19 protein-coding genes are annotated in these 23019 nt (G+C 67.4%); 7 read left to right on the forward strand and 12 right to left on the reverse strand.

Translation table 11 applies throughout. From position 1 onward, the window contains the following. Nucleotides 1-30: 30 nt before the first annotated feature. Nucleotides 31-465, reverse strand: coding sequence for a phosphatase (locus tag CFB35_RS29205; RefSeq protein WP_059574740.1), 435 nt, complete (start codon nt 463-465; stop codon nt 31-33). A gap of 324 nt (nt 466-789) precedes the next feature. Further along, nucleotides 790-2148, reverse strand: coding sequence for an NAD(P)/FAD-dependent oxidoreductase (locus CFB35_RS29210; protein ID WP_059574738.1), 1359 nt, complete (start codon nt 2146-2148; stop codon nt 790-792). Nucleotides 2149-2248: 100 nt separating this feature from the next. On the opposite strand from CFB35_RS29210, the gene CFB35_RS29215 reads away from it, so the two are divergent. Beyond that, entirely contained in the window at nt 2249-3202 is a 954-nt protein-coding gene (locus tag CFB35_RS29215) for a LysR family transcriptional regulator (RefSeq protein WP_059574736.1), read from the forward strand. Nucleotides 3203-3222: 20 nt separating this feature from the next. On the opposite strand, the gene CFB35_RS29220 is transcribed toward CFB35_RS29215, so the two are convergent. Next, nucleotides 3223-3417, reverse strand: a complete 195-nt coding sequence (locus CFB35_RS29220; RefSeq protein WP_089465918.1) for a hypothetical protein — start codon at nt 3415-3417, stop codon at nt 3223-3225. A gap of 194 nt (nt 3418-3611) precedes the next feature. Here CFB35_RS29220 and CFB35_RS29225 point away from each other — a divergent pair, with 194 nt between their 5' ends. Both CFB35_RS29225 and CFB35_RS29230 read left to right on the forward strand, forming a co-directional pair. Next, complete coding sequence (locus CFB35_RS29225) at nt 3612-4514, forward strand: AraC family transcriptional regulator (RefSeq protein WP_059574732.1); 903 nt, start codon at nt 3612-3614, stop codon at nt 4512-4514. A 232-nt stretch (nt 4515-4746) separates the two neighbouring features. Beyond that, complete coding sequence (locus tag CFB35_RS29230; protein ID WP_059574730.1) at nt 4747-5634, forward strand: NAD(P)H-binding protein; 888 nt, start codon at nt 4747-4749, stop codon at nt 5632-5634. Nucleotides 5635-5659: 25 nt separating this feature from the next. Here the strand turns inward: CFB35_RS29230 and CFB35_RS29235 are convergent, their stop codons facing one another. Both CFB35_RS29235 and CFB35_RS29240 read right to left on the reverse strand, forming a co-directional pair. Next, a complete protein-coding gene (locus CFB35_RS29235) occupies nt 5660-6862 on the reverse strand; it encodes a benzoate/H(+) symporter BenE family transporter (RefSeq protein WP_059574728.1) in 1203 nt (400 codons plus the stop codon). A 172-nt stretch (nt 6863-7034) separates the two neighbouring features. Beyond that, nucleotides 7035-8060 (reverse strand): fatty acid desaturase, encoded by a 1026-nt coding sequence (locus CFB35_RS29240; RefSeq protein WP_089465902.1) that lies wholly within the window; start codon nt 8058-8060, stop codon nt 7035-7037. Between the two features lie 240 nt (nt 8061-8300). Here CFB35_RS29240 and CFB35_RS29250 point away from each other — a divergent pair, with 240 nt between their 5' ends. Continuing rightward, entirely contained in the window at nt 8301-9125 is an 825-nt protein-coding gene (locus CFB35_RS29250; protein ID WP_089465903.1) for a phosphate/phosphite/phosphonate ABC transporter substrate-binding protein, read from the forward strand. 50 nt (nt 9126-9175) lie between these two features. Here the strand turns inward: CFB35_RS29250 and dbpA are convergent, their stop codons facing one another. The 3 genes from dbpA to mqo form a co-directional block, all read right to left on the reverse strand. Then, nucleotides 9176-10573 (reverse strand): ATP-dependent RNA helicase DbpA, encoded by a 1398-nt coding sequence (dbpA, locus tag CFB35_RS29255; protein WP_059574722.1) that lies wholly within the window; start codon nt 10571-10573, stop codon nt 9176-9178. After that, on the reverse strand, nt 10570-10767 hold the full coding sequence (locus tag CFB35_RS29260; RefSeq protein ID WP_006483193.1) for a hypothetical protein: 198 nt from the start codon (nt 10765-10767) through the stop codon (nt 10570-10572). The genes dbpA and CFB35_RS29260 overlap by 4 nt, the downstream gene beginning before the upstream one ends. 299 nt (nt 10768-11066) lie before the next feature. After that, nucleotides 11067-12752: a malate dehydrogenase (quinone) gene (mqo, locus tag CFB35_RS29265; protein ID WP_226093842.1), complete on the reverse strand. Its 1686-nt coding sequence runs from the start codon at nt 12750-12752 to the stop codon at nt 11067-11069. A gap of 325 nt (nt 12753-13077) precedes the next feature. Between mqo and CFB35_RS29270 the strand changes: the two genes are divergently transcribed. Beyond that, nucleotides 13078-13464, forward strand: coding sequence for a hypothetical protein (locus tag CFB35_RS29270; RefSeq protein ID WP_143328769.1), 387 nt, complete (start codon nt 13078-13080; stop codon nt 13462-13464). Nucleotides 13465-13527: 63 nt separating this feature from the next. On the opposite strand, the gene CFB35_RS29275 is transcribed toward CFB35_RS29270, so the two are convergent. Continuing rightward, nucleotides 13528-14397 (reverse strand): mechanosensitive ion channel family protein, encoded by an 870-nt coding sequence (locus CFB35_RS29275; protein ID WP_059645234.1) that lies wholly within the window; start codon nt 14395-14397, stop codon nt 13528-13530. 297 nt (nt 14398-14694) lie between these two features. On the opposite strand from CFB35_RS29275, the gene CFB35_RS29280 reads away from it, so the two are divergent. Together CFB35_RS29280 and CFB35_RS29285 are read left to right on the forward strand one after the other, a co-directional pair. Next, nucleotides 14695-16068, forward strand: coding sequence for a M23 family metallopeptidase (locus CFB35_RS29280; protein WP_089465905.1), 1374 nt, complete (start codon nt 14695-14697; stop codon nt 16066-16068). Between the two features lie 496 nt (nt 16069-16564). After that, entirely contained in the window at nt 16565-19864 is a 3300-nt protein-coding gene (locus tag CFB35_RS29285) for an autotransporter outer membrane beta-barrel domain-containing protein (RefSeq protein WP_089465906.1), read from the forward strand. Nucleotides 19865-20027: 163 nt separating this feature from the next. Here the strand turns inward: CFB35_RS29285 and CFB35_RS29290 are convergent, their stop codons facing one another. The 3 genes from CFB35_RS29290 to CFB35_RS29300 all read right to left on the reverse strand — a co-directional run bounded on the left by CFB35_RS29290 (nt 20028) and on the right by CFB35_RS29300 (nt 22249). Beyond that, nucleotides 20028-20762 carry a fucose-binding lectin II gene (locus CFB35_RS29290; protein WP_059574713.1) on the reverse strand — a complete coding sequence of 245 codons (735 nt, stop codon included), beginning with the start codon at nt 20760-20762 and terminating at the stop codon, nt 20028-20030. Nucleotides 20763-20924: 162 nt separating this feature from the next. After that, complete coding sequence (locus CFB35_RS29295) at nt 20925-21746, reverse strand: fucose-binding lectin II (RefSeq protein ID WP_059574711.1); 822 nt, start codon at nt 21744-21746, stop codon at nt 20925-20927. Nucleotides 21747-21859: 113 nt separating this feature from the next. After that, nucleotides 21860-22249 carry a fucose-binding lectin II gene (locus CFB35_RS29300; protein ID WP_059574709.1) on the reverse strand — a complete coding sequence of 130 codons (390 nt, stop codon included), beginning with the start codon at nt 22247-22249 and terminating at the stop codon, nt 21860-21862. Nucleotides 22250-23019 lie beyond the last annotated feature (770 nt).

Here is a 23019-nt window from a genome sequence, read left to right on the forward strand (position 1 = left end):
GCCGGCCGCGGCCGGCCCGTGTGCCGGCGTTCAGTGCAGCCCGGCCGATGCGATCGAGCGCACCGTATCGGTGATGCTCATGCAGCGCGACAGCCCGAAATGCTCGGCCTCGCGGCGTTCCGGCTCGCTGCTCGCGATCCCGACCGCGCGCTCCGGCGGCACGCCGAGCGCTTGCAGCGCGACATCGAACGGATGCTGATTCGATCCGGACTCCTGTCGATTGGCGTCCGTGACGACGACCGAGAAGCGGTCGAGGTTCGCGCGGCCGAACTGGCCTTCGAACATGTCGCTGAGCCGCGCGGCCGGCAGCGTCGTGACGAGACCGAGTCGATAGCCTTCTTCCGATGCCCGGTCGAGCCACTGGATGATCGCGTCGCGCTGGTTGCGCGATTCGCGCGAATCCGGTGTTGCTTCGATCTGCGCGAATGCTGCGTCGAGACGGGTGACGATGGCTTCGATGACCACGGTGATTCCTTTTCAGAAACGTGATGATCCGTTCGCCGACGGGAATGCCTCACACCTTAGCGTCGATCCGGAAAACGCGACCAATTAATATTTTTAGCCGACTCATACGATCGGACTAATGAATGGGGCGGCCAGCCAGAGCGGGCGCGGGATGCGTGTCGCGCGGCAAGTCCCGCCGGAATGGCATCGTATGGGTGGCCTTCAACACGATGCACCAGCGTGGCGCACATTGCGGACGAATTACGCATATGCATCGGGAAAAACGGCATATCGGGCGATGGCCACGCGATATGCCGTGTTGCGATGCCGTGTGTGAGTCGTTGCTCAGTGCAACTTGATCGACGGCTGGTGACGGCTTTGCAGCCAGTGGCTCAGCGACTGGAACAGCGCGCGCTTCATGCCCACCACGTTGAACAGGTGCTTGCGATACAGGAACTTGTACAGCCCGATCGCCGCCAGCCCGTCGACGATCAGCGAGTGCGAGCGCACGCCGATGCCCGCCTGGTACGCGGCGCCCGCGTGCCCGAGCGACACGACGGTGCCCGCATCGCGGAACGTGAAGCCGGCTACCGGCTTGCCGGCGACGCGGCGCGCGAATGCATTGACCAGATACACGGCCTGCTGGTGCGCGACCTGCGCGCGCGGCGGCAGGAACCCGCCCGCACCGGTCGACGGGCACGCGGCGCAGTCGCCGAACGCGTACACGTGCGGATCGTCGGGCGTCTGCAGCGTGTCGGTCACGATCACCTGGTTCGACCGGTTGAGCGCGATGTCGCCGATGTCCCGCAGCATCGCGGGCCCGGCGACGCCGGCCGCCCAGATCGTGATGTCGCTCGCGAGGCGTTCGCCGGTGGCGGTCGTCACGGCATCCGCGCCGACTTCCGCCACGCGCGTATCGGTCAGCACGTCGACGTTCAGCGCGCGAAGCTGCGCGTGCATCTTGCCGGACAACCGTTCGTCGAGCGCCGGCAGGATGCGCGGGCCGCCTTCGATCAGCCGGATGTGCACGTCGCGCGCGGACACCAGCGCCTTGAAGCGGTACGTCGTCAGTTGCTGGATCGCGTGCCGCAGCGCGGCGGCCAGCTCGACGCCGGTCGCGCCCGCGCCGATCACGTTGATGCAGATCGGCGCCGCGCGCCGCGCGGGCTGCTGCTCGGCGAGATGGTTCGCCTTCGTGCACGCAGCGAGGAACTTGCGGCGAAAATCCTCGGCCTGGTCGAGGTTTTCGAGCGGCAGCGCATGACGCTCGGCGCCCGGCACGTTGAAGAAGTTCGTCACGCTGCCGACCGCCAGCACGAGGTCGTCGTAATCGAGTTCCCGCTGCGGCAGGATTTCCGTGCCGTCCGCATCCTGCACGGCCGCGATCGTCGCCGTGCGTGCCGCGCGGTCGACCCGCTGCAGCGCGCCCTGCACGAAGCGAAAGCCGTGGCGCTTCGCCTGCGCCGCGTATTCGATCGTGTGGGAAGCCGGATCGCGATGGCCCGACGCGGCTTCATGCAACAGCGGCTTCCAGAAGTGCGTCGGATAGCGGTCGACGAGCACGACTTCGGCTTGCCCGCGGCGTCCGACCGTATCGCCGAGACGCGTGGCGAGCTGCAGGCCGCCGGCGCCGCCGCCGACGATCACGATGCGCGGCAGGCGCGGTGCGTGGTCCGTTGCAAGATTGGGCGTGGTGTTGTCCATGATGGGCTCCCGCTGAATGACGATTCGCATGACATTGCTCAAGAACCGACGATATAGTTTCGTACCCAGTCGAACAATTTAATGTTTATAAGCGACTCATATGTATTCACTTATAGGAAAGACCGCGACGTTCCGGCAGTTGAAGGCGCTGGACATGATCGCGCGGCTCGGCAGCGTGTCGCGCGCGGCCGAGGAGCTGAACCTGACGCAGCCGGCCGTGTCGCTGCAGGTTCGCCTGCTCGAGGAGGCCGTGGGCGCCGCGTTGCTGCAGCGGGTCGGGCGCGGCGTGCAATTGACCGCGGCGGGCGAGATCGTGGCGCGCTACGCGCGCGAGATCCTGCATCTGTGGAGCGAGGCCGGCGACGAAGTGGCCGCGCTGACGGGCGATCTCGGCGGCACGCTGCGGATCGGCGCGATCACGACGGCCGAATACCTGATCCCGCCGCTGCTCGTCAAATTCACCGCGACGCGCCCGCACGTGAAGACGTATTTCAAGGTCGGCAACCGCGACGACATCATCCGCATGCTCGCGACGCATGAAATCGATCTCGCGGTGATGGGCAGCGCGCCGAAGGAGCTGCGTACGCACGCGGTCGAATTCGCGAAGCATCCGATGGTGTTCGTCGCGGCGCCCGGTCATCCGCTGATGCAGCGCAAGCGCGTCGCGCTGAAGGATCTCGAATCCGCGCACCTGCTCGTGCGCGAACGCGGCGCGGGCACGCGCTCGACCGTCGAGAGCCTGTTCAAGAACGCGGGCTACCGCTTTCATGTGGGCTCCGAACTGTCGAGCAACGAGGCGATCAAGCAGATGGCCGAAGCGGGGCTCGGCGTCGCGTTCCTGTCGTTGCATGCGTGCGCGCTCGAATTGCGCACGGGGCTGCTCGGGCAACTGCCGTTTCCCGGCAACCCGATCGAGCGCGAATGGTATGTGGTGACGCTCGCCGACCGGCGGATCTCGCAGGTGACGGGGCTGTTCCGCGACTTCCTGATCAAGCAGGGCGCGCCGGTGATCGACGGGGCGTCGGCCGCGCCGCACGAGCGGCGGCGCAAGTAGGCGGGGTGTCGACCGGCCGGTCAGACGAGCGCGAAGTCGTCGTTGCTGTCGGGAATCGACGCGAGCAGCCGTTCGAGCCCGTACCAGCCGACCACGCGCAGGCACCACGCGGCGATGGCGGTGCGGCGGTGGCGGGAGCCGGGGGCGGATGAAGCGCGAGCGGTGGAAGGCAAGGGCGCGATGAACGCCGCGCGTAGCGGGCAGTCATGGGGCATGACGGGGCTCCGTAGGTGTCGGATGAGGCCATCGTAGGCTTCGCGGCGCCAGCCGGCGCGCACGCAAGGATCGTCCCGAGCAGAAACGGATGATCTTTTTTATGCTCGACTCGACGGCGGCCACGCAGGGCCGGCGCGCCGGCCCGAAACGCGTCACAATGTGCGTTCGGCACCCGATCTGGTGGAGACCCTCAATGAGCGATCCGATTCTTGCCGCGCCGGCGGACAACGGCGTTCCGGTCAGCCTGCGCTCCAGCCGCGGGCGGGGCTGGCGCGGCTTCGGCGCGTCGCTGCTGCAAATCCGTGCCGGCACGTACCGGATTCCGGCGGCCGAGCATCACCGGATCGGCGTGCATATCGGCGCGCCGGTGCGCGCCGACTGCGTGTGCGACGGCGAGCGCGTGTCGCGCATCCAGGCGCACGGCGACGTCGACGTGATTCCGGCCGGCTTGCCCGGCCAGTGGACCGACAGCGCCGACTGCCGGATCCTGCACATCGCGCTCGGCGATACGTTCGTGCGGCGCACGGTCGAACAGCTCGAACTGAAGCCGTCGCACGCGCAGATTCGCCGGCGGCTGCAGGTGCGCGACCCTCGGCTGCAGCACATCGCGTGGGCGATGGCCGCCGAACTCGAAGCGGAAGACGCATCGGATCCGCTGTACGCGGAAAGCCTGTGCACAGCGCTCGTCGCGCGGCTGGTCGACGGCCAGCCGGCGTTTCGCGAACGTCGGCGCACGCTGGCGCCGAAGGCGGCGGCGCGCGTGATCGACTATGTCGAGGCGAATCTCGACCGGCGCATGACGCTGGCCGAGCTCGCGGCGCTCGTGTCGATCAGCGTGCCGCATTTCAAGGTGCTGTTCCGCGAAACGCTGGGGATGCCCGTGCACCAGTACGTCGTGCGGCGCCGGGTGGAGCGCGCGAAGGCGCTGCTGCTCGAAGGCCGGCTCGGCATCAGCCAGATCGCGCTGGAAGCCGGCTTTGCGCATCAGAGCCACATGGCGAGCTGGATGAACCGTGTGCTCGGTGCGACGCCGACGGAGATTGCGCGGTCGGGTATGCGGGGTGGGTTGCGGCTGGAGGGCGGGCGAGACGCATAACGCAACAGCGGTACGCGGACGCTGCATTTGATCCGAGGGCAATTGTCCAACAGCGTGTTGGACAATTGCTGCATTCGCCTTCTCCGGTTTTGACGCGCTTGGATCGGAGAGCCCGTATGGCTACGGCCATTCAACGCGTCATCCTTTCCTGCTCGATTCATCCCCCCGTGCGCGCCTTCCCGGCCGCGCGTGCCGACAATCACAGCACCTTCATCCCCCCCAGGAGCGAACCGTGTTCGTGATCTTCGGCGCATCCGGCAACGTCGGCCTGTCGACCGTGACGACCTTGCGCAACGCAGGCCATTCCGTGCGCGCGGTGCTGCGCGACGCACGTCACCGCGACCGTTTCGCGCAGCTCGGCTGCGATGTCGCGATCGCGGACCTGACCGACGCGAACGCGATCGCCGCGGCGATCGACGGCGCGCGGGCCGTGCAGATACTGTGTCCGGTGCCGACGACCGACGCCGATCCGGCCGCGACGATGACGCGGACGATCGATGTGGCGGCCGCCGCGCTCGCCGCGAACCCGCCGCCCGCGCTGCTCGCGTTGTCGGACTATGGCGCGGAGCTCGAAGGCAATACGGGTATCACGCGCCTGTTCCATGACTTCGAGGAACGGTTGAAGACGATCCCCACGCAGTTGACGCTGCTGCGCTCGGCCGAGCATCTGCAGAACTGGGCGCGCGTGCTGCCGGTCGCGCTCGGCACCGGCGTGCTGCCGAGCTTCCACCATCCGGTCGGCAAGGTGTTTCCGACGGTCTGGGCGCCCGATGTCGGCGTCGTTGCGGCGCGGCTGCTGCGCGATGCGCCGGAGGGCGGGCGCGGGCCGCGCATCGTCAGCGTCGAAGGGCCGCGGCGCGTGAGCGTGGCCGCGATCGCGGATACGTTGGGCGCGGCGGCCGGCCGCGCGATCGTCGCGCACGAACTGCCGCGCGACACGTGGAGCGCGACGCTGCTGCGCGCCGGGCTCAGCGAACGCCATGCACAGCTGATCGTCGATCTGTACGACGTGCATAACGCGGGGCGGATCGATGTCGAGGCCGATGTGTCCGAGCGGGCCTACGGCACGACGACGCTGGCCGATGCGCTCGCGCAACTGGTGCGCCAGCCGGCGCGGTAAGGGAAGTGGCCGCGCAGGGTGCACATCATGCAGGCTGCCGCACCCTGTTCAACACCACATACGCCGCCGACCCGATCACGATCCCCCAGAACGCGGACCCGAGCCCGAGCCACGTCATCCCCGACGCGGTCGCGAGGAACGTGATCACGGACGCTTCGCGGTGGTTTTCGTCCTCGAAGATGCCGTGTACGTTCGCGCTGATCGCGCCGATCAACGCGAGTCCTGCCAGAATCGCGACGAACGCCTTCGGCAGCGCGAAGAACAGCGTGACGATCGTCCCCGCGAAGAGTCCGCCGATCAGATAGATCACGCCGTTCGCGATGCCCGCGATATAGCGCCGGTCCGGATCTTCGTGCGCGTCCTTGCCGGTGCACAGCGCCGCGGTGATCGCCGCGAGCACGATCGTGATTCCGCCAAAGCATGCGACGACCAGCGACATCACGCTGGTCGCCGTGATGATCGGCCGTGCGCTGGTGTGATAGCCCGAAACACGAAGGATCGTCATTCCCGGCAGGAACTGGCCCGTGAGGCTGACGACGACGAGCGGCAGCGCGAGGCTGAGCGTCGTGCCGAGCGTCCATTCGGGGGCGATGAAGATCGGCCGCGCGAGGCTCGGCGACACGTTGCCGAGATGCGTCATCCCGAGCAGCGTCGCGAGTGCGGCGCCGGCGAGCAGCACGAGCACGATGCTGTAGCGCGGCAGCAGGCGCCTGAAGATCACGTAGGCCGCGATCATCCCGAAACCGAGCAGCGGCTGCGCGGTCGCCGCGGAGAACGCATGCATGCCGAACGGCAGCAGGATGCCGGCCATCATGCCGCAGGCGATGCCGCGCGGGATGTGGCGCACGAGCCGGTCGAAATAGCCGGTGATGCCGATGACGAGGATGATCAGCGCGGCCGTGATGTACGCGCCGACGGCCTGGTTGAGCGTCAGTTGCGGAAACAGGCCGACGAGCAGCGCGGTGCCGGGCGCCGACCATGCGGTGACGACCGGCACCTTTAGCTTCCAGCTCGCGAACAGGCCCGATGCACCGGCGCCGATCGAGATCGCCCAGACCCATGACGACACCATGTCGTTGGACGCATGCGCGGCCTGCGACGCCTGGAAGAAGATCGCGAGCGGGCCCGCGTATGAAATCAGGACCGCGAGAAAACCCGCGGTGATCGCGGAAACGGACCAGTCGTTGCCGATTGCGCGGATCGCGCCGGGTGGGGAGTTCGGTTGCATCGTCGTCGGGGAAATGCGGCGCGCGGCCGTGCGGCGGAGCCGGGCGAATGGTCGTCGGAAGCGCCGGATGAGCGGCCATTCTGGGCATTGCCGACGCAATTGGCAATTCACGGGCGGCGAACCGCGCTGTCGGCTTTTCGTAAGGATGGGTGCCGAAACGCGCGGGCCGACATCATGTACTGATCTGCAGCACCCTGTCGACCACCGCCACCTTGATCCCGCTGCCCGTCGACAGCGAAGCCGTGCCCTCGTCGAACGGATGCACGGGCGAATCGGTCGGCGTCCACGCATGGCGCGCGAGCAGCGCGCGATACCCGCCGCGGATCACGAAGCCGCCGCATTTCTCCGCATACGCGTCGCGCCGCATCCGGTACGCACGCGGCAGGTCGTACCACGGCAGCTTCGGCAGGTCGTGATGGACGAGGTGATAGTTGTTGTTCAGGTACAGCAGCCGCATCGCGAAGCCGGCTTCGTTGATCGTGATGCGCGCCTTCGGATGCGGCGCGGCGCGATGCTCGTACAGCGAGCGGATCATCGCGAGCGACAGCGCGGGCCACGTGACGGCAAGCAGGTAGTACAACCACGGCACGCCGATCGCCCAGTGCAGCCACGCGAGCAGCGCGGCCACGCAGGCGACGTGAGTCGACCACATCGGCAGATAACGGAAGTCGCCGCGCCGGAACGCGGCGAACGCATCGCGCAGCGTCGTGGCGATGGCGAGCGGCGGCCCGACGACGAGGCGTCCGAGGAAAGTCTTGCGCGCGACCGTCAGCGCCCGGCGCCAGCGCGGCAGCCGCGCCCAGCGTTCACGCGTCACGTAGTTCGTTTCGGGATCGACGCCCGGCACGGTCAGGTCTTCGTCGCGATGATGCTCGAGATGCGTGTCGCGATACAGCGTGTACGGATACCAGACCGTCAGCGGCGGATAGCCGAGCAGCTTGTTCACCAGGGCGGAACGCGTCGGATGGCCGTGCAGCAGCTCGTGCTGCAGCGACAGGTGCCACGCGCCGAGCAGGATCAGCGGCGGCGTCGCGGCGGCGCGCGACAGGTACCCGTCGCGCACGAGCAGCAGCACGGCGAGCCAGCCGCCGTAGATCACGACGACGAGCAGCCAGGTCGGCCACTCGGTGCGGGCGGTGAAACGGGCGTGGAGCGCGGCGATCGCGCGCGCGTGGTCGACGTCGAAGTATTCGGCCATGGCGTTGAGGCGGATGGATCGGGCAGTGCGGGGAACGAGCGATGGAACCGGGGCGCTCGGCCCGGGTGCGCTGGTGTCTCGCGGATCACGGTCGGCCCGCCCGGCATCGCGCACGGCGGCGCCGGCAGGCCTTCGAACGGTACCGGGGCGGCGCGGCAACGCCAACCAATCGATTCGCATTTGCTTATCGTGGTGCGGCCGATAAGCTTCGTGACGACCGCCGATGCGTAGAATGCCCGCATGAGCTCCTGGATCGCAGTCCTGCCGATGTACAACGTGACGCCGCGCCACGCCGCGCTGTGGCGCGCGCTGCTGCGCGACGCGCTCGATGCGTTCGCGAACGCGGGCGGGCCTGCCGACGTCGCGCTGCCCGACGCGCCGTTCGACGACCTGCAGGCATTGTGGCGGCGCGACGATCTGCTGCTGTCGCAGACCTGCGGCTATCCGTACCGGATGCTCGGCTTGCGCGACGTCGTGCGATTGGTTGCGACCCCCGTTTTCGATGCGGACGGCTGCGACGGGGCGCGCTACCGCAGCGTGCTGGTCGTGTCGGCGCGCGTGCATGCGGGCGGTGCGACGACGCTCGCCGCATGCCGCGGGTTGCGGGCAGCCTTCAACGGCGAGGATTCGCACAGCGGGATGAATGCATTCCGGCACGCGGTCGCGCCGCATGCGCACGACGGGCGGTTCTTCGGCTCGGTCACGCCGTTCGGTTCGCACCTGAACGTGCTGCGAGCGCTGGCGTCGGGAGAAGCCGATTGCGCGGCGATCGACTGCGTGACGTTCGCGTATGTGCGCGACGCGCTGCCCGGGCTGCTGGAGGATATTCGCGTGATCGGCACGACCGCACCCGCGCCGGGATTGCCGTTCGTCGCGTCGCGGGCGCTGGCGGATACGCAGGTCGGCGCGTTGCGGGATGCGCTCGATCGCGCGATCGCCGCCGATGCGGAGCGGGCGCGTGTGCTGCGGCTGAGGGGATTCGACCGGCTGTCGCCGGCCGACTACGACACGATTGCGCGGTTCGAGCGGGAAGCCGCCGCGCACGGCTATCCCGAACTCGGGTGACGCACGGGGCGGCGCGCGGCGGTGCTGCGACCGCCCGCGCCGCGGCCCGCTTACTCGTCGTCCATCAGCCGGACCTTGACCCGCTTGCCCTTGATCTTCCCCGCATTGAGCTTGCGCAGCGCGTCGCGCGCGACGCCGCGCTCGATCGCGACATAGGTCGAGAACTCGGTCACGTTGATCTTGCCGATCTGCTTGCCGTCGAACCCGGCGTCGCCGGTCAGCGCGCCGAGCACGTCGCCCGGACGGATCTTGTCCTTGCGCCCGCCGAGGATCTGCAGCGTTTCCATCGGCGGCAGCAGCACGCTGTCGTCCGCCGGCTTCAGTTCGGCGAGCGGATGCCATTCGACCTCGCGCTTCTGCGCCTGTTCGATCGCGCCGACGCGGCCCATCTCGTCCATGCTCGCGAGGCTCAGCGCCCAGCCGTCCTGATCCGCGCGACCCGTGCGGCCGATGCGGTGCACGTGCACTTCGGGGTCGGGCGTCACGTCGACGTTGATCACCGCTTCGAGCTGCGCGATGTCGAGCCCGCGCGCGGCGACGTCGGTCGCGACCAGCACCGAGCAACTGCGGTTCGCGAACTGGATCAGCACCTGGTCGCGCTCGCGCTGGTCGAGCTCGCCGTGCAGCGCGAGCGCGTGGAAGCCCTGCGCGTGCAGCACGTCGAGCAGGTCGCGGCACTGCTGCTTGGTGTTGCAGAACGCGATCGTGCTCACCGGCCGGTAGTGATTCAGCAGCTGGCCGACCGCATGCAGCCGCTCGTCCTCGGTCACTTCATAGAAGCGCTGGCGGATCTTGCTGTCGTCGTGGCGTTCCGCGAGCTTGACTTCCTTCGGATTGCGCAGGAACTGCTGGCTCAGCTTCGCGATGCCGTCCGGATAGGTCGCGGAGAACAGCAGCGTCTGGCGCGTCGTCGGGCACATGCGCGCGACCTTCGCGATGTCGTCGAAGAAGCCCATGTCGAGCATCCGGTCGGCTTCGTCGAGCACCAGCGTGTTCAGCGCATCGAGCTTCAGGTTGCCGCGATCGAGGTGATCCATGATGCGGCCCGGCGTGCCGACGACGATATGCGCGCCGTGCTCGAGGCTCTGCGCCTGCGGACGCATCGGCGTGCCGCCGCACAGCGTCAGCACCTTCACGTTCTCCTCGGCGCGCGCGAGGCGGCGCACTTCCTGCGCGACCTGGTCGGCGAGCTCGCGGGTCGGGCACAGGATCATCGCCTGCACGTCGAAGCGGCGCGCGTCGAGACGCGCGAGCAGCGCGAGCGAGAACGCGGCGGTCTTGCCGCTGCCCGTCTTCGCCTGCGCGATCAGGTCCTGGCCGGCCAGCGCGATCGGCAGGCTCGCGGCCTGGATCGGCGTCATGTCGACATAGCCGAGCTGCGCGAGATTCGCGAGCGTGGCGGGCGTCAGCGGCAGCGCGCTGAACGGCGTGGCGGTCGGTTGGGTCAAGACAGGTCTCCGAGGTAGGGGCGGCCTTCCATCTGCTCGTAGACGACGTTGCCTTCGTCGTCCTCGAAGCGTTCGAGATAGTTGCGGGCGCCGCACAGCGGGCAGCGGAACAGCAGCCCCTGGCCTTCGTCCTTGATGACGACGTCGGACTGCTCCCACTGCGTGCCGCAGCTCTGGTTTCGGCAGGTAAACACGGTCTTTCTCCAGCTGAATTCGGTTGATGGCGCGCCCGGCCGGGCGCGGCCACGGCGGGCGGCGCCCGCGCGGCTCGGGCGCGGGCCGCACCGGCGGTCGCTCGGGTTGTGTCGATGCGGGTGATGGATCGGGCGGCGACGGGGTCGCGCGTGCCGCAATTCTAGCGGAAGCCGGTGCCTGCGCCCGGCGCGCGCCAGGAAAAACGGCCGCCCCGGAGAGGGCGGCCGTGTCGGGCGGCGTAATGCGCGCCGCGGGTGCCGCGCAGGCTCTGCGCGGGTTATGCGCGGCGTCGCGCGCGTTACAGCGCCATGTCGGCGGACGCCTTCGCCGGGCGGGCCGGCGCGGTGCCGGTCGCCTGCGACGGCGCGCCGAGGTCGATCTTCGGCGGCGGCGACAGTTGCAGCACGTCGCTCGTGTAGGTCCATTCCTCGACGACCTTCGCCGGGCTGTCGTTCAGCTTCGTGCCGTAGCTCGGCACGATCTGGCGGATCTTCTGCTGCCACTCGGGCGTCGCGACCTTGTCCTTGAACACCTTCTTCAACAGGTTCAGCATGATCGGCGCGGCGGTCGACGCGCCCGGCGACGCGCCGAGCAGGCCCGCGATGCTGCCGTCCTGCGACGCGACGATCTCGGTGCCGAGCTTCAGCACGCCGCCCTTGACCGGGTCGCGCTTGATGATCTGCACGCGCTGGCCGGCCTGCCACAGGCGCCAGTCTTCCTTCTTCGCGTTCGGGAAGTACTCCTTCAGCGCGTTGAAGCGATCGTCGTCGGACAGCATCAGCTGGCCGGCGAGGTACTGCACCAGCGGGAATTCGTCGACGCCCACGCGCATCATCGGCGCGACGTTGTGCAGGTTGGTGCTCTTCGCGAGGTCGAAGTACGAGCCGTTCTTCAGGAACTTGGTCGAGAACGTCGCGAACGGCCCGAACAGGATGATCTTCTTGCCGTCGATGATCCGCGTGTCGAGGTGCGGCACCGACATCGGCGGCGAGCCGACCGACGCCTTGCCGTAGGCCTTCGCGAGGTGCTGCTTCACGACCTCGGGGTTATCGGTCACGAGGAACGAGCCGCCGACCGGGAATGCGCCGTAGTCCTTCGCTTCGGGGATGCCCGACGCCTGCAGCAGGTGCAGCGCACCGCCGCCCGCGCCGATGAACACGAACTTCGCGTCGACCGATTGCGGCGGCTCATCCGAGTGCAGCTTGACCCACGACACGTGCCACGTGCCGTCGGCGTTTCGCGAGATCTCGCGCACTTCGCTCGACAGCGACAGCGTGAAGTTCGGCTGCGTCTTCAGGTAGCCGACGAACTGGCGCGTGATCTCGCCGAAGTTCACGTCGGTGCCGATCGGCGTCCACGTCGCCGCGACCTTCTGGCTGCGGTCGCGGCCTTCCATCATCAGCGGCACCCACTGCTTGATCTGGTCGTAGTCTTCCGAATATTGCATCCCGCGGAACAGCGGGCTCGCCTGCAGCGCTTCGTAGCGCTTCTTCAGGAAGCGGACGTTGTCGTCGCCCCACACGAAGCTCATGTGCGGCGTCGAGTTGATGAACGCGCGCGGGTTCTTCAGCACGCCCTGCTTCACCTGCCACGCCCAGAACTGGCGCGAGATCTGGAACGACTCGTTGATCTCGATCGCCTTCGAGATGTCGATCTTGCCGTCCGCCTTTTCCGGCGTGTAGTTCAGCTCGGCGAGCGCCGAGTGGCCGGTGCCGGCGTTGTTCCAGCCGTTCGAGCTTTCCAGCGCGACGCCGTCGAGGCGCTCGACCATCGTCATCGACCAGTCCGGCTGGAGTTCGTGCAGCCAGACGCCGAGCGTCGAGCTCATGATGCCGCCGCCCACCAGCAGGACGTCGACTTTCTTCGTGTCGGCGGCGTGCGCGGACGATGTCGCGACGCACAGCGCGAGCGCCGACAGTATTACCCGTAACGTTTTGATCACAGCAGAGATCCCTTTTTCAACTTGAATGCATCGGTTTGCCATGCCGCCCGGCGCGGTTCCGTGGCGCTGAAATGCGGGTCCGGAGATCCGGACCGCGAATCCGGAATTCCGGATCGGCGCCGCGCGCCGTTGCATTTGCGCACGGAAGCTATTCGGAAGGACACCTTCGGATCGGCTTCCCGCGGGCAGGCAAGCGCCTGCGTCGCGACGGTGCGCCACGCGCCGGGGCCCTGACGGCAAGCCCGAGCGGACGGCGCTTCAGACTGCGTTGAAAGAGGCCGCGCGCGACGTGTTTTGCGGGGGCGGGGTGGCAACGGGCGCGTAATATAACCGAACTCGGACACTGTGTCGCAGACGCCGAATATCCTTGTTTTCGTGGGGTTTTTTGTGTGTCCGGGTTTCCGGAATGGCGGTGCGCGACGCGGGAAAATCGAGGGGGATCGGCGGGGTCGAATCCGTGCGACGGGTATGCCATGCACCAGGCCGGAACGTCATCGGATCGCGGCGTTGCACCGCGACCCGTTTACTCGCATCACATCACATCACTTCATTTCGCTCCGCCGTTCCGGCAGTACTGTTCACAAGCCTCGACTGGATCGCCGACACGCCGGCCCGCTTCGTCGGCACGCGCTCGGCGAACCCGGCGACGGCGCCGGTCGCGATGCTGGCCAGAGTCTATCGCGGCATGACGGGGGAAACGAGCTTCACGCCGCAGGGCGACCTGAAGCACGGCGCGATGTCGGAGTTCACGTAAAGGAGCGGCAGGAAGGCGTTGCTCGACATCGTCAGGATGTAACGTCGCGGGCGGCGCGCTGCCTTACGACACGCGCATGCGCGCGCCGTCCGCGCGGCGCTCCGCGTCGTGCACGATGTGCAATTCCCGCGTGCGGATCGGCAGCGCGCAGTCCGCATCGGCGAGCGTCTTGCGGACCTGGCGCGCGAGGCGCCAGCGCATCGCCCAGAACTTGTCGGTGTGCGTCCACACGCGCATGTTCGCGACGGCCGTGCTGTCGTCGAAGCGCATCACCATCACGTCCGGCGCGGGATCCTGCAGCACGTCGGGGTCGGCCGCGGCCAGCGCGTGCAGTGCATCGAGCGCGCGATCGATATCGTCATGCACGGACACTTCCACTTCGAGATCGAGGCGGCGCGTCGGGTTGCGCGTGTAGTTGCGGATCGAGCTGCCCCACAGCGCGCTGTTCGGCACGTACTCGCAGATGCCGTCCGGCTTCGTGAGGCGCGTCATGAAGAGCCCGACCTCTTCGACGGTACCCGCGACGCCCGTGCCGCCGTCGATGTAGTCGCCGACCTTGAACGGCCGCAGCAGCAGAAGCATGATGCCGGCCGCGATGTTCTGCATCGTGCCCTGCAGCGCGAGCCCGATCGCCAGGCCGGCCGCGCCGAGCACCGCGACGATGCTCGCGGTTTCGATGCCGAGCTGCGACAGCGCGCCGACGATCGCGACGATGCGGATGCCCCACACGGCGACGTCGCACAGGATCGGCCGCAGCGTGTCGTCGACGCGCTCCTTGTTCGAGAGCAGCCGGTTCAGCCAGTTGCCGACGCGTTTGGACAGCCACCAGCCGGCGACGAGCAGCGCCAGGCCGGCGGCCAGCTTGATGGAGAGCGTGGACAATGCATTCCACAGGAACGTCCAGCGTTCCGGATGAAGATGTTCGAGAAACATGACGGGATTCCGGTGTTGAAGACAGATCGTTCGGCGCGTGGCTGTGCTCACCCGCCGGCAGCGTTCGACTGTACACGGCGCCGGGTGGTTCGCGCGAATGAAGGGGTCGAATACGGGCCGCGGCGAAATTGCGATTTCGTCCGTGTACGAAGCGTATGCCCATCCAAATAGGACATGGCCTATTTGGTCATTTTGCGTGCGCCGATACACTCGCTTCCAGGTTGCCGGATCGTGACGGTCGTTCTTCCGCGATACCCGGCTTTTCCCGATTTTTCATCGATAGCGAGTGACGACGTCATGCGGTTGAACCTGCGTTTCCGTCTCGCACGCGAACAAGGTCAATCCGCCCGGCGCGGTGTCCCGTGTTTCCCGATTAGCCGTGCGCTGTTGCGCGGTGCCGTCGTGACGGCCTGCATGGCGGGCACACACGGCATGGTGGCACAGGCGACTCACACTTCGGCGCCCGTTGCGCCCGTGACGGCTGCAACGCCCGACCTTGTCGACGTGCCTTTCTTCAATCCCGCCCGGACGACGTGGGGCGGCTTGCGCGCATCGGCGGCGGTGCCGCTCGACGTCGCGTACGCCGCGCATGCGTCGGGCCTGTCGGCGGGCGCCGATCGCGGCGATCTCGCCGTTCGATTCGGCGCGTGCGTGGCTTACCGCGTGCTGTGCGATTCGGCGCGCGACGCGGTCGAACGCGGCTATGCGTCGCGGTTCGATTACGGTCTGGCGTCGGCGTTGCCCGCGATGGACGCGCAGCCGGCGGCCGAGCGGGGCGCCGTCGATCTGGCATCGGCCGAGCCGTTCACGCTCGCGGAGCCGGATCGCGGCACGCGCGCCGGTGCGATCGTCGGCAATCTGCGCGCGTCGCTGGCGCGCGCAGATCTGCCGGCCGGCGTCGCCGCGCAGATCACCCGCATGCTGGCCGGGCGCATCGATCCGAAGCAGCGCGCCGCGGCCGGCGATACCTTCCGCGTCGCCTTCGAACGCGACGACAGCGCCGGGCGGCCTGGCCGCATGCGCGTGACGGCGCTCGACGTCCGTTTTCGCGGCCAGCGCGTCGCGGGCGTGTGGTTCGCGCCGAAGGCGGGTGCGCCGGGCGCCTATTACGACTTCGACGGCATGCCGCTCGCCGGCGCGCGGTTTGCGATGCCGGTCAACGCGAAGCGGATCAGCTCGCGCTTCGGCACACGCGTGCATCCGGTCACCGGCGTGCGCCATGTGCATTCGGGCGTCGATCTGGCTGCGCCGGCAGGCCGCGCCGTTCATGCGTCGGAGCGCGGCGTCGTGACGTTCATCGGCACCGAGCCGCGCGGCTACGGCAAATACGTGGTGATTCGGCATGACGGCGGCTACGCGTCGTACTACGCGCACCTGTCGGCGTTCGAGCCGACGCTGCGAACCGGCGCGCGCGTCATGCGCGGCCAGCGTGTCGGCGCGGTCGGCAGCACGGGGACCGCGACGGGCCCGCATCTGCACTTCGAGGTGCGCCGGCATGCCCGCCTCGTCGATCCGATCGAACTCGTTCATGCGGCCAAGGCGGCGAGGCTGAAGGGCGCGCAACGTATGGCGTTCAACCGCGTGGCGCGCGATGCGCGCACGCAGCTCGCGTCGGCCACGTTCGCGCAACCGGTCGCGATGTCGAAGGCTGTCCCGCCGCAGGCGGGTTGATCGTTCGCCGGATGCCGGCCGCGGTGGTCGGCATCGTATCGGTGGGGCACATTTTTCGTCGACGCGCGGCTATCCGGCAATGTGGCCGTGTTTGAACGGCGCGCGATCGTGCGAAGCAACATCGTCAAATGGCGCGCAATAGTCCGCGCCTTCCGTCATTCATCGAGTCGCGTCAAATTTTCCGATTGATTCAGATTGCATCACGTTCGATGAGTATGGCTAAGCGAATGTCGGTAAATTAAACCGACTTCTCGTCTCGCCAAGCCGCCCACGCCCGGCTGCGGCTTCGCATGCTGCATGGCGGCAATTCCACTCCATTTATTTCCCGATGCGAAATGATTCGCGGCGTGATTGCCGGTATCACGCATTCTGATCTTGCGATTGTTTCAAGACAGGTGCTATAACCCGTTCCACGCACCGATTTGCAGCAATAACGTCACCAATAAATGCGAGCGGAAAAATGAAAAGAAAGGCGTGGAATCTGGGTTTGGGCGGAATGGCGATCCTGAGCGGCGCGGTGCCGGTCAGTGCGTATGCGGCGTGCTCGGCTACCGCGCCGGGCAGCGGAACGACGGTCACGTGTACCGGCGCGAACGCACCGTCGGTCGTGGCCACGGGCGGCAGCACCAACGTGACGATCAACCTCGATTCGACCGTGACAGGCGGCTACGTGCTGACGTCCGCGCCGACCCCGTTCTCCGTCGACACATCGAGCGCGATCACGAACAACGGCAACCTGTCGATGTCGGGCAACGGCACGGGCGTCGCGAACCGCGGCGCGGTGCTGCTCGGCGTGAACAACGGCAACACGCTCACCAACGGCGCGACCGGCGTGATTTCGACGTCGGGCACCTACAACGACGGGATGGCCGCGAACGGCAACGACAACACGCTCGTCAACAACGGCACGATCACGACCACCGGCAACAACGCGTACGGGATGACGGCCGCATGGGGGCAAAGCAATCCGGGCGCGTCGGGCAATCGGATCGTCAACACGGGCACGGTGACGACGTCCGGCAACAACGCGCGTGCGGCGTCGCTGCTCGGCGGCAACGGCACGATCACCAACAGCGGCACGCTGACGTCGAATGGCCGCGATGCGCCGGCCGTCTACATGCAGGGCAACAACGACACGCTGGTCAACAGCGGCACGATCCAGACGACCGGCACCGCGACGAGCGGCGGCAGCGTCGACGCGGTCGTGTCGAACACGCTCGGCGGCTCGTTCACCGCGACGATCACGAACCAGGCCGGCGGCAGGATCATCAGCAACAACGGGATCGGCGTGCGCTCGACCAACGGCGCGACGACGATCACCAACGCGGGGCTGATCCAGGGCGGTGGCGGCACCGCGATCCAGGGCGGCAACGGCAACGTGACGCTGATCCTGCAGACGGGCTCGCAGATCGTCGGCACGGCCAACGGCGGCGCGGGCGCCAACACCGTGACGTTGCAAGGCACGGGCACCGCATCGAACGCGTTCGTGAATTTCCAGGGCCTGACGATGGCCGGCACCGACTGGACGTGGGCCGGCACCGGTACGTTCTCGACGGCGCTCGTGCAAAGCGGCACGCTGAACCTCACGGGCACGCTCGGCACGACGACGGCATCGGTCGTCGCGACCGTCGACGCGGGCGCGACGCTACAGGCAAATGCGTCGAACCTGCCGCTGTCCGTCACCGACAACGGGCTCGTGCGCTTCCAGCAGGACGGCGCCGGCACGTACACGGGCACGATCGGCGGTTCGGGCGCGATGGAGAAAACCGGTGCGGGCACGCTGACGATGGCGCCTTCATCGGCCGGCGGCAACACCTATTCGGGCGGCACGACGATCACGCAGGGCACGCTGTCGGTGGCCGCGGACACTGCGCTTGGCGCGTCGTCGGGCGGGCTCGCGTTCAATGGCGGCACGCTGCAACTCGGCAGCGCGTTCAACGTCGCTTCGAGCCGGGCGGTATCGATCACGGCGAACAATGGCACGATCGATACGCAGGGCTTCAACTCGACGCTGACGCAGGGCGTCACGGGTGCGGGCTCGCTGACGAAGCTCGGCAGCGGCACGCTGACGATGAACGGCACGAACGGCTACACGGGCGGCACGAACGTCAATGCGGGCACCGTGATCGTCGGTGACGCGACGAGCGCGTCGGCGGCGCTGGGCGGCGGCGGGCCGGTGATGGTGGCATCGGGCGCCACGCTCGGCGGCTACGGCAGCGTGACGGGCAACGTGACGAACAACGGCACGCTGTCGGTCGCGAACGCGCTGGCGAGCCTGGGCGGCGGCGCGACCGGCAGTTTCCGGATCAACGGCAACCTGACCAACGCGGGGCTCGTGCAGCTCGGCGGCAGCGGCGTGGGCAACACGCTGACGGTCGCGGGCAACTACGTCGGCCAGAACGCGACGCTCGCGCTCAACACGACGCTTGCCGGCGATGGCGCGCCGTCGGACAAACTCGTCGTCAGCGGCGGCACGGCGAGCGGCGCGAGCACGCTCAAGGTGACGAACGTCGGCGGCGCGGGCGCGCAGACGACGGGCGACGGCATCCAGGTCGTGCAGGCCGCGAACGGCGCGACGACGAGCGCGGGCGCGTTCTCGTTGTCCGGCGGGACGGTCAGCGCGGGCGCCTATACGTATTTCCTCGCGAAGGGCGGTGCATCGACCGGCACGGGCGACAACTGGTACCTGCGCAACACGGTGCCGCCGAAGCCGCAATCGCCCGTCGTTCATCCCGGCCAGCCGACGCCGCCCGCCGAGCCGCCGATCACGGCCGCCGAAGGCACGCCGGAATCGATCGTCGAAGCGGTCGACCATGCGGGCGCCGACGGCAATCCGGAACCGATCTACCGCCCGGAAGTGCCGCTGTACGCGGAAGCGCCGGCCATCGCGCGCCAGCTCGGCTTGCTGCAGATCGACACGTTCCATGACCGGCAGGGCGAGCAGGGCTTGCTGGCCGAAAACGGTTCGGTGCCCGCGTCGTGGGCCCGCGTGTGGGGCGGCCACGGCAACATCAAGCAGAAGGGCGACGCGACGCCGTCGTTCGACGGCGCCGTATGGGGGATGCAGGTCGGCCAGGATCTTTACGCCGATACGACCGCCAGCGGCCATCGCAATCACTACGGCTTCTTCCTCGGCTTCTCGCGCGCGGTCGGCGACGTGAGCGGCTTCGCGCTCGCGCAGCCCGATCTGGGCGTGGGCTCGCTGCAGGTCAATGCGTACAACCTCGGCGGCTACTGGACGCACATCGGCCCGGGCGGCTGGTACACGGACGCCGTGCTGATGGGCAGCGCGCTGACCGTGCGCTCGCATTCGAACGACAACGTGAACGGCTCGACGAACGGCAACGCGTTCACGGGCTCCATCGAAGCCGGGCTGCCGATCGCGCTCGGCAACGGACTGACGCTCGAGCCGCAGGCGCAGCTCGTGTGGCAATGGCTGTCGCTCGATCGCTTCGACGACGGCGTGTCGAGCGTCGCGTGGAACAACGGCAACACATTCCTCGGCCGGATCGGCGCGCGGCTGCAATACGCGTTCGACGCGAGCGGCGTGCACTGGAAGCCGTACCTGCGCGTGAACGTGCTGCGCGCGTTCGGCGCCGACGACAAGACGACGTTCGGCGGCTCGACGGCGATCGGCACGCAGATCGGGCAGACGGCCGGGCAGATCGGCGCGGGGCTCGTCGCACAGCTGACGAAGCGCGGCAGCGTGTATGCGACGGTCAGCTATTTGACGAATCTCGGCGGCGAGCATCAGCGCACGATCACCGGGAATGCGGGCGTGCGGTGGGCGTGGTGACGGCGAGGCGCGGCGATCGAGATAGCGCAAGGCGGCACGGTTTCGCGAAACGGCTCGGCTGATAACCAACAACTTCAAGAACCGGGACGGGGCAGGCCCGTCCCTGGAACGTTTCCCATCGCCACGCCGGGCGGCGTGGCGACGCTCGTCGGGCTGACGCGACTCAGCCCAGCGGCCAGTTCAGGATCGCGATGCCGTCGTTGTAGTCGCCGTCGCCGCCATCTTCCGATCCGACCAGCCCGAAGTAGGTCTTCTTGAAGATGTCGACCTGACGCGAGCCGATCTTCGACGGTTTGCCGTTCGCCGTCACGACCACCCGCACCTTCCCCTTGCCCGAGTTCACGATCTGCGTGTTCAGGTTCGCGTCCTGCGTGCCGGCGCCCTGGAACGTCGCGGCCGGTTTCGGGTTGTCGTCGACGAAGACCTCGATCGTCTGCGGGGACGACGAATTGACCAGCGCGGTCACGCCGAACGCGATGTTCGGCGGCAGGTTGAAGACGCCGTCGCGTTCGCCGCCGCCGCTCGGCACGGGCTCCGGCTGCACGGGTTGCGGCGTCGCCTTCGAAAAGTAATTGACCACCGCGCCGACGCCGAACTTCGCCGCGGCGCCGGGCAGCACGCCCGGCGCGCCGGCCCACGTCACCGTGCACGCGACGACCTGGCCTGCCGCATCGGTTTTCACCTTGTTCTGCCAACTGCCGACGTCGAAGCTGTACGGGATCGTCGCGATATCGACGAACACGTCGTATTGCGGCAGTTTCTCGACGAGCTGCGCGGTCATGAACTGGCGCATCCGGTCGAGCACGGCCTGATCGCCGTTGGCCTGCACGGCGGTGGCGTCGTTGCCCGCGAGTTGCAGCAGTGCGTACAGGTCGTCGTGGGTAAAGGGTTGTGACATGTCGTCCTCGTCTCGATGGAAGGTCTCGCATCGCGCGGCCCGGTGAACGGATTTCACCGGGCCGCGCGCGGAGCAAAGCGTGGGACTGCAAATGACTGCCCGAACGATGCGCAATGCGTGGTCGTGCCCGTCGCCATTGCGATCGTTCGTGACGGCCGCCGATCAACCCAGCGGCCAGTTCAGGAACACGATGCCGTCGTTGTAATCGTCGTCGGCGCCGTCTTCCGATCCGACGATCCCGAAGTACGACTTCTTGAAAATGTCGACCTGTCGCGAGCCGAGCCGCGACGGCCTGCCGTTCGCCATCACGATCACGCGCACGCGCCCGTTGCCGGAATCGAGCACCTTCGTGCCGAGGTTCTGGTCGTGGACGCCGGCGCCCTTGAACGTCGCGGCGGGTTTCGGGTTGTCGTCGATGTAGATGTCGATCGTCTGGTCGTTCGCCGCGTTGGTGAGCGCGGTGACGCCGAACTTGATGTTCGGCGGCAGGTTGAACGTGCCGTCGCGCTCGCCGCCGCCGCCGACGGTGCCGGCCCCCGGGCCCCCGGTTTCGGCGCCCTGGTTGCCGCCGCCTTGCGACGACGGGGGAGCGGCTGTCTCCCCGATCGCGGAAAGGCTCGCGTACGAATCGATGTGCATCGCGCTGCCGCGCACGCTCTTCCACTGGCCCTTCACGAACGTGACGCCGTTGCCGACGTCGATCGTCGCGACGAGCGTGAACGGCATGCGGCCGGTTGCCTCCGGCACCTTCGACGAATAGGTGAAGCAGCCGTCCGCGACGGTGCCCTTGTTCGTCGCGATCGCGAAATAGATGCCGGGGAAGTTGTTGCCGGTCGCGTAAGGCGTCGGCACGTTGAGGATGACCTGCAGTTTCCCATCGCGAATCCCGGCCTTCGCGATGTCGATGTAGAGGCCCGGGATGTCGACGTAAGTCTCCGATGTCGCGACGGGTGCGCTGACGATCGAAGCCGAAAGGAGCGGCATGAAAGTCTCCGATGATGAGGGGGGCTGGATCAGGCGGGGCCCGCCGAACGCGGCGCAACCCGCCGGCCGCCATGGAGGCCACCGGCGGGGACGGCCGTCGATCGTGCGTCAGGTCAGCCGATCGGCCACTGGAGCACGACGATGCCGTCGTTGTAGTCGCTGTCGTGGCCGTCTTCCGATACGACGATGCCGAAGTTGACCGTGAACGGCGAGCCGTCCGACTTCTTGCCGGTGATCGGCGCGAGGCGCGCGTCGGTGGCCGACGGCTTGCCGTTCACCGACACTTCGAAACGGATCTTGCCGTTGCCCGAATTCAGCGTGGCTTCACGCGGGCCGTCGCGCGTCGTCAGCTTGTGATACGCGGCGGGTTCCTTGCTGTCGCCGATAAACAGCTTGATGTGCTGTTGCTCGGCGGCATTCGCGAAGAAAATCGCGCGGAAATCGGTATTCGGTGGAATCGAAAACTCGCCGGCGCGGTTGGATGACGTTTGAGAATCGGCCATGCTTGCCTCCTGATAAGTATTGGATAAGGCGTGAACCTTGCCGCGCAAACGTTTGCCGTTTGAAACGCGACGTACAGAGCATGACGAAAAATAAATAAAAAAATATTCGAACGAGAATGGTTATTGTTCAGGAAATCGAAAAGGCAGGCTAATCGATTGAGTGAAATGTTTTTAATGAGCGCGATTTCGATATATTCGGGAAACTATATCGATGCGTATATCGTTTTCGTGAACGATGCGCGAGCGGGGAGGCGGCGGGGGAAGCAATCGCGCTTCGGAGCAGACGCTCGGCGTTCGCATATGGCAGCGTTTCGTTTCAACATCGGTATCTCTGTCGTGGCCGCGCCCACCGGCCACCGTCGAACGCCCACACCGAAGCGCGATTGCAAGGGAGGAGTGTGCGGCGACTGGCGAAGAGGCTGGACCGACTCACTCCGAACATGAATAGGACTTCACCGGTGCCGCACCCGTGAAGCATAGCCACGGAGGATGCCGGCGCCTATCGGACTGGACTGATTCTGCGCCCGGTTGACAGCCGTGGCTGCCCTGTGATTTGATGCCGGTCATGCACGCCGCCCAGTTCCTCTTCCCGCTACGACTACTAGCCCGCTTCTCCGGGCTGGGTCTGCGGCTGCGCGCTTTCCATCTGCTTCTTTCCTGAAGCGCCAGATTTTCCCCGCATCACCGACCTGGCCCCGGTTGTCGACCGGCGCCTGAGTTCGTCTTTCCTTCGTCGTCTCTCCGCTTCGTCCCGGTCGCTCAACCGTCAA

The organism is Burkholderia sp. AU16482, assembly GCF_002223285.1.
GTDB lineage: Bacteria > Pseudomonadota > Gammaproteobacteria > Burkholderiales > Burkholderiaceae > Burkholderia > Burkholderia semiarida.

Bases quoted from the DNA above. Each gene is read 5' to 3' on its own strand.
- mqo (WP_226093842.1), bottom strand. From the start codon at position 12,752: ATGGCAAACCGATGCATTCAAGTTGAAAAAGGGATCTCTGCTGTGATC.
- CFB35_RS29300 (WP_059574709.1), bottom strand. From the start codon at position 22,249: ATGGCCGATTCTCAAACGTCATCCAACCGCGCCGGCGAGTTTTCGATT.
- CFB35_RS29295 (WP_059574711.1), bottom strand. From the start codon at position 21,746: ATGCCGCTCCTTTCGGCTTCGATCGTCAGCGCACCCGTCGCGACATCG.
- CFB35_RS29220 (WP_089465918.1), bottom strand. From the start codon at position 3,417: ATGCCCCATGACTGCCCGCTACGCGCGGCGTTCATCGCGCCCTTGCCT.
- CFB35_RS29285 (WP_089465906.1), top strand. From the start codon at position 16,565: ATGGCGATCCTGAGCGGCGCGGTGCCGGTCAGTGCGTATGCGGCGTGC.
- CFB35_RS29210 (WP_059574738.1), bottom strand. From the start codon at position 2,148: ATGGACAACACCACGCCCAATCTTGCAACGGACCACGCACCGCGCCTG.
- CFB35_RS29250 (WP_089465903.1), top strand. From the start codon at position 8,301: ATGAGCTCCTGGATCGCAGTCCTGCCGATGTACAACGTGACGCCGCGC.
- CFB35_RS29215 (WP_059574736.1), top strand. From the start codon at position 2,249: ATGTATTCACTTATAGGAAAGACCGCGACGTTCCGGCAGTTGAAGGCG.
- CFB35_RS29280 (WP_089465905.1), top strand. From the start codon at position 14,695: ATGCGGTTGAACCTGCGTTTCCGTCTCGCACGCGAACAAGGTCAATCC.
- CFB35_RS29235 (WP_059574728.1), bottom strand. From the start codon at position 6,862: ATGCAACCGAACTCCCCACCCGGCGCGATCCGCGCAATCGGCAACGAC.
- CFB35_RS29225 (WP_059574732.1), top strand. From the start codon at position 3,612: ATGAGCGATCCGATTCTTGCCGCGCCGGCGGACAACGGCGTTCCGGTC.
- CFB35_RS29240 (WP_089465902.1), bottom strand. From the start codon at position 8,060: ATGGCCGAATACTTCGACGTCGACCACGCGCGCGCGATCGCCGCGCTC.
- CFB35_RS29275 (WP_059645234.1), bottom strand. From the start codon at position 14,397: ATGTTTCTCGAACATCTTCATCCGGAACGCTGGACGTTCCTGTGGAAT.
- CFB35_RS29290 (WP_059574713.1), bottom strand. From the start codon at position 20,762: ATGTCACAACCCTTTACCCACGACGACCTGTACGCACTGCTGCAACTC.